This is a genomic window from Planktosalinus lacus (assembly GCF_014640155.1).
In the GTDB taxonomy this organism is placed as follows: domain Bacteria; phylum Bacteroidota; class Bacteroidia; order Flavobacteriales; family Flavobacteriaceae; genus Planktosalinus; species Planktosalinus lacus.
Genome location: NZ_BMGK01000005.1, coordinates 275,938 through 281,998, shown reverse-complemented (window position 1 = coordinate 281,998; position 6,061 = coordinate 275,938). Strand labels below are relative to the sequence as shown.

Below are 6,061 nucleotides of genomic sequence, written 5' to 3'. Positions count from 1 at the left end.
GTTCTGTAACCAGTTTTTCAAAATCATTCTGTTTTTCTATATCTTTCATATGTCTAAATTAATAAATTATTAATTTGACACACTTTTTTGAACAGTCTCACAAATGATTGGTGATTAGTTACTTTTACTCCCCTAGCCACTAATCACTATTTACTAATCACTATTTACTATTCACTATTTACTATTCACTATTTACTAATCACTATTTACTAATCACTAATCACTAATTACTAATCACTAATCACTAATTACTAATCACTAATCACTAATCACTAATTACTAAATAGCTGATAGCTAAAACTGTTTGGTGGTTTTCAAAAAAAAACAACCCCGAAGTTGATTCCGGGGTTGTTGTTTAGTTAAGTTTAAGAAATGGTTTAACGCACAATTAGTTTTTTAATGGTTTGTTTGCCTTCGCCTTCAATCAACAGCATATAGACTGAAGCATTCAGTGTACTGATGTCCAGCGGGTAGTGTGCCTGTGGGCTGTTGAAGTGTTGTTTATTGATCATTCGGCCTCTCAAGTCATAGATTGTTATTTGATCTATTTGAACCAGCTGCGGATTCTCAAGTGTAGAGACTACGGTAGCGGGGTTTGGATACAGGCTAAGGCTGCCAAAGTAGGCGTCGGGCGTACTTAATACTTCATCTACCGTCAGGTTGAATGCACAACTGCTTTCATTGCCGCTGGCGTCTGTGGCCGTGAAGCTAACCTCATACTGCCCTAGCCCCACAAAAGTTCCGGGAGATGGGCTTTGCGTTATGGATGTTACAGGGTCAGTACAATTGTCAACGGCAAACACCATTCCCAGGTCAATGAAATCTTCCATTATATAGGTGCCATTTTCATTGGTGAACACTGTAAAGTCCTCCGGACACGAAATCTGGGGAGCCAGGTCATCTACCAATGTCACTTCTGTTGAACACTGGCTGCTATTGCCTTCGTTATCAGTGATTGTTAAAAAGACGGTTTGCACACCCAGGTCGTTACAGTCAAAACTTGTTTGACTGATGCTGATGGAGGCGGTATCGCAGTTGTCGAAACTACCATCATCAATCATCGCAGGGGTTATGGTTGCTTCGCCGTTTTCGTCCAACGCAAGCGTGAAGGGTGCCACACAAAATGCCTGAGGCGCTGTAGTGTCCGCCACGGTAACGGTGGTTGAACAGGCAGCCGTATTTCCAAAGTCGTCTGTAACGGTAAGGGTGACGGTATTTTCACCGATATCTGCACAGCTGAACTGAGTGACGTTAATTGCCAGGGTTACACCACTACAAAAGGCCGCACTGCCATTGTCTATATCGGCTGCTGTTATTGTTGCCAGTCCGTTCGCATCAAGTTCCACTGTAAAGGGAGCGACACAGGCAGCAATCGGTTCGGCCGATGCTTCAACGGTGACTACTGTTGTACAGCTAGCACTGTTTCCATTGAGATCAGTAACGGTAAGGGTGACGGTATTTTCACCCAGATCTGTACAGTCAAATTGGGACGGACTCAAACTCATGGAGGCAATGCCGCATTCATCAAAACTTCCGTCATCCAGCATCGCGGCAGTCAGGGTTGCCTGACCGTTGCTATCGAGCTGAACAGTAAAGGGCTCTGCACACACTACCGTTGGCGGTGTTGTATCTTCCACAGTCACTACTGTGGTACAGGTGGATGTCGTGCCGCTAATATCCGTTAGGGTTAAGGTAATAATGTTGTCACCTACATCAGCGCAGTTAAATGTAGTCTGACTTATGCTTATTGAAGCAAAGCTACAGTTATCAGTACTTCCGGCATTGATATCGGAAACGGTAATGCTTGCCTCACCATTGGCATCTAACTGAATGGTAAAGGGTGCTACACACATCGCTGTGGGTGCGATGCTGTCTTCCACCGTCACTGTTGTGGTACAGCTGTCAGTATTTCCATTTTCGTCGGTTACCGTGAGCGTGACTACATGTTCGCCAATATCTGCACAACTGAAGCTGGTCGTATCTAATGCTAGTGTTACAGCTCCACAGGAAGCGGTTGAACCGCCGTCTACTTGTTCAGGGGTAATGCTTGCCTGTCCGTTTTCATCGAGTTGCACCGTAAAGGGGGCTACACACTGGGCAACCGGTGGCAAGGTATTTTCCACTGTAACTGTGGTTGTACAGGTGGTTGTATTTCCGCCGGTATCGGTGACCGTCAGGGTAATGGTATTGTCGCCCACATCGGAACAGTCAAAAGTAGATGGGCTGATGGTCATGGAAGCCATGCCACAGGTATCGGTACTTCCGTTGTCTATGTCTTCAGCAGTGATACTCGCTTGTCCGTTTGCGTCGAGTTGTATGGTAAACGGGGCTGCACACAGGGCTTGTGGCGGGAAGGTATCTTCTACAGTGACCACAGTCGTACAGGTAGACACGTTGCCGTTGACATCTGTTACAGTTAAGGTAATGGTGTTGTCACCCACATCAGCGCAGTCAAAATTGGATTGACTCAGCGTCATGGAAGCGATCCCACAGTTATCGGTGCTTCCGCCATCAATATCGGCAGCGGTGATGCCGGCTGCTCCACCGGCATCCAGTTGAATGGTAAAGGGTGCTACACACACGGCTGTAGGTGCGATACTGTCTTCTACTGTCACTGTTGTGGTACAGCTGTCTGTATTTCCATTTTCGTCGGTTACCGTAAGCGTCACCAATTGTTCACCTATATCTGCACAACTGAAATCGGTCGTGTCTATTGACAGTGTTACAGCTCCACAGGAAGCAGTTGAGCCGCCGTCTACTTGTTCGGGGGTAATGCTTGCCTGACCGTTTTCGTCCAACTGTACTGTAAAAGGTGCCACACAAACGGCAACAGGTGCCAGGGTGTCTTCAACGGTTACCGTGGTTGTACAGCTCGCTGTATTTCCACTGGTATCTGTAACAATCAGGGTAATGGTATTGGCGCCTACATCAGTACAGTCAAAAGTGGATTGGCTGATCGTCATGGAAGCAATTGCACAATTATCGGTACTACCGTTGTCTATGTCTTCTGCAGTGATACTCGCTTGTCCGTTGGCATCGAGTTGAATGGTAAAAGGTGCTACACAGGTCGCTACCGGTGGTATGGTATCTTCTACAGTAACCATAGTGGTACAGGTGGATTCATTGCCATTGACATCGGTTACTGTTAAGGTAATGGTGTTGTCACCTACATCATTGCAGTCAAAATCTGTTTGACTCAAGCTGAGGGAAGCGATGCCGCAGGCATCTGTACTTCCGGCATCGATATCGGCAGCGGTAATGCTGGCCACACCGTTGGCATCCAACTGGATGGTAAAGGGGGCTACACATACAGCTTCAGGAGCCACATTGTCTTCTACGGTAACTACAGTCGTACAGGTGGATTCAAGTCCGTTCTCATCGGTTACGGTCAATGTGATGGTATTGTCGCCTACATCAGAACAATCAAAGGTGGACTGGCTGATGCTTAGGGAAGCGACACCACAGCTATCTGAACTTCCGGCATCGATATCGGCAGCGGTAATGCTTGCCTGACCGTTGACATCTAATTGAATGGTGAACGGAGCTACACACAAGGCAGTGGGTGGCAGTGCGTCTTCTACAGTAACCACGGTGGTACAGGTGGATACATTGCCGTTGACATCGGTTACCGTGAGTGTTATGGTATTGGCGCCTACATCAGTACAGTCAAAAGTGGATTGGGAGATGGTCATGGAAGCAATTGCACAATTATCAGTACTTCCATTGTCTATGTCTTCTGCAGTGATACTCGCTTGTCCGTTGGCATCGAGTTGAATGGTAAAAGGTGCTACACAGGTCGCTACCGGTGGTATGGTATCTTCCACAGTAACCACAGTGGTACAGGTGGATTCATTGCCATTGACATCGGTTACTGTTAAGGTAATGGTGTTGTCACCTACATGAGTGCAGTCAAAAATGGATTGACTGATTGTCATGGAAGCGATGCCACAGGCATCTGTACTTCCGCCATCGATATCGGCGGGTGTGATGCTGGCTGCACCGTTAGTGTCCAGTTGAATGGTAAAAGGGGCCACACATACTGCTTGCGGTGCTACTGTGTCTTCCACGGTGACTATTGTTGTACAAGTGTCAGTATTACCATTTTCGTCAGTAACGGTAAGTGTGACCGTATTTTCACCGATATCAGCACAGCTGAAGTCGGTCGTGTCTAATGACAGTGTTACAGCTCCACAGGAAGCAGTGGAGCCACCGTCTACTTGTTCGGGGGTGATGGTTGCCTGTCCGTTGACATCCAGTTGCACTGTAAACGGTGCGACACAAACAGCGATGGGTGGCAGGGTATCTTCAACGGTAACGGTCGTCGTACAGGTAGCGATATTGCCATACAGGTCGGTTACAGTTAACGTAATGGTATTGGCACCTACATCGGAACAGTCAAATGTGGTTTGGTTGATACTCATGGAAGCGATTCCACAGTTATCAGTACTTCCGGCATCGATATCGGCTACGGCGAGACTTGCCTGGCCGTTGGCGTCCAATTGAATGGTGAAGGGAGCTACACACTGGGCAACCGGCGGTACTGCATCTTCAACGGTAACAACGGTTGAACAGGTCGCCGTGTTACCATTGGCAGCTGTAATGGTGAGCGTCACGGTGTTGTCACCGATATCTGCACAACTAAATTCGGTTTTATCAATGGTGATTGAAGCCACCCCACAGGGGTCAAAACTTCCATCATCGATGTCACTCAGACTGATACTAGCTTCCCCGTTGGCATCCAGTTGAAGGGTGAACGGCGGCTTACACAGTGCTGTGGGTTGGGTATCAGGGGCTATAATCACATCGTCAAAGGCCTGTGAGCCCACCCAGTTGGAAGTGGTTCCGCTTAAAGCGAAATTTTGCAAGCTTCCCGGAAAGCTTCCGGTGGCATCCACCAGGGTTGTTTCTCCGGGGTTGTTTCCTGCGGGGACTCCCTGATTGAATTCATAGTAAGCTACGAGATTGGTTTCAGTGGGTGTGATGCCCTCATTGGCATCTTGTACCAGCAAGCACAGCAAACGCGCTTCGCTCCATACGGCCAGTTCGTCAATTTCACCTTGAAAAGTTTGTCCTCCATCAGTGCGGGAGCCGATGCTCATGACCTCATTGACTCCGGTGGAAGTATCCCCTCCAAAGGAAGCGCCTGCCAGTACCCCGTCTACAAAGATTTCGAGGGTATTGCTCAGGGCCGTCCAGCGTGCAGCGATGTGGTGGTTTTCACCAACGGTGAGTCCGGAGGTGGTGCGCACACTATGGGTAGTGCCTGCATCACCCACATAGACATACAACTCCATTTGACCGGAGAAGTTGGTAACGCTGATATTAAAGAAGTTGTTTTGGTCTTTCTGTGCATAAAACACACGTGTAAAGCCGGTGCCCGTATAACGGATTTGAGCTTCCACAGTAAGGTCGTTTGAAGGAATATTATCAAAGACAGCAGGCAAGCCGGCTGTTACAGAATTGGAACCTCCATCAAAATGGAGTGCATTTCCGGGAATTTGTGCAGCGAGGTGCATGCACAGCAAAAGGGAAAAAACCAGTAGGTATTGTTTTTTCATAATTTGGGGCTTTAAAAATTTTGTTAAATGTAGTTAAAAATTCATCTTTTTTATAATAATTTAATAATTCCGCGTTTTGAAGTGAGGGTATTTCAGCTTTTTTTATGTTTTTACAGCTCAATTTCAATCGTTGTTTTTTTATGTATTTAAAGAGACCTCTGACTTATTAATTAAATACCATTTAGTTGATCCCCTTTTATTTTCAGTGGGTTTCAAAAAATATTAGCTCGCATATCAACACCCAACTACAACAATCATAGCAGTTTAAAAGGAATGCTGTAATTTCAACACTGGTTTAAAATCATTTTTTTACGATAAAAGTATTGAAATTAGAATAAAATAGTAAGAATTTTCTTCATTCAATGCTTCTAAGCTTATTTAATTTTATTAATTTCGTGTTAAAATTAATGAAACCGCTCAAGATATTGTATAGGACAGACCACTACATTCTTGTCATCATTCGTACTACTTTTTATAAGAACCAACAAGCTGAAAAGTCTGTT

At 46.0% G+C, this 6,061-nt stretch carries 1 protein-coding gene; it reads right to left on the bottom strand.

Annotated elements, in window-relative coordinates; genetic code table 11:
- Positions 1-377: 377 nt before the first annotated feature.
- Positions 378-5,558, bottom strand: a complete 5,181-nt coding sequence (locus IEV69_RS07970) for an HYR domain-containing protein (protein ID WP_188441268.1) — start codon at positions 5,556-5,558, stop codon at positions 378-380.
- Between the last annotated feature and the right edge of the window lie 503 nt (positions 5,559-6,061).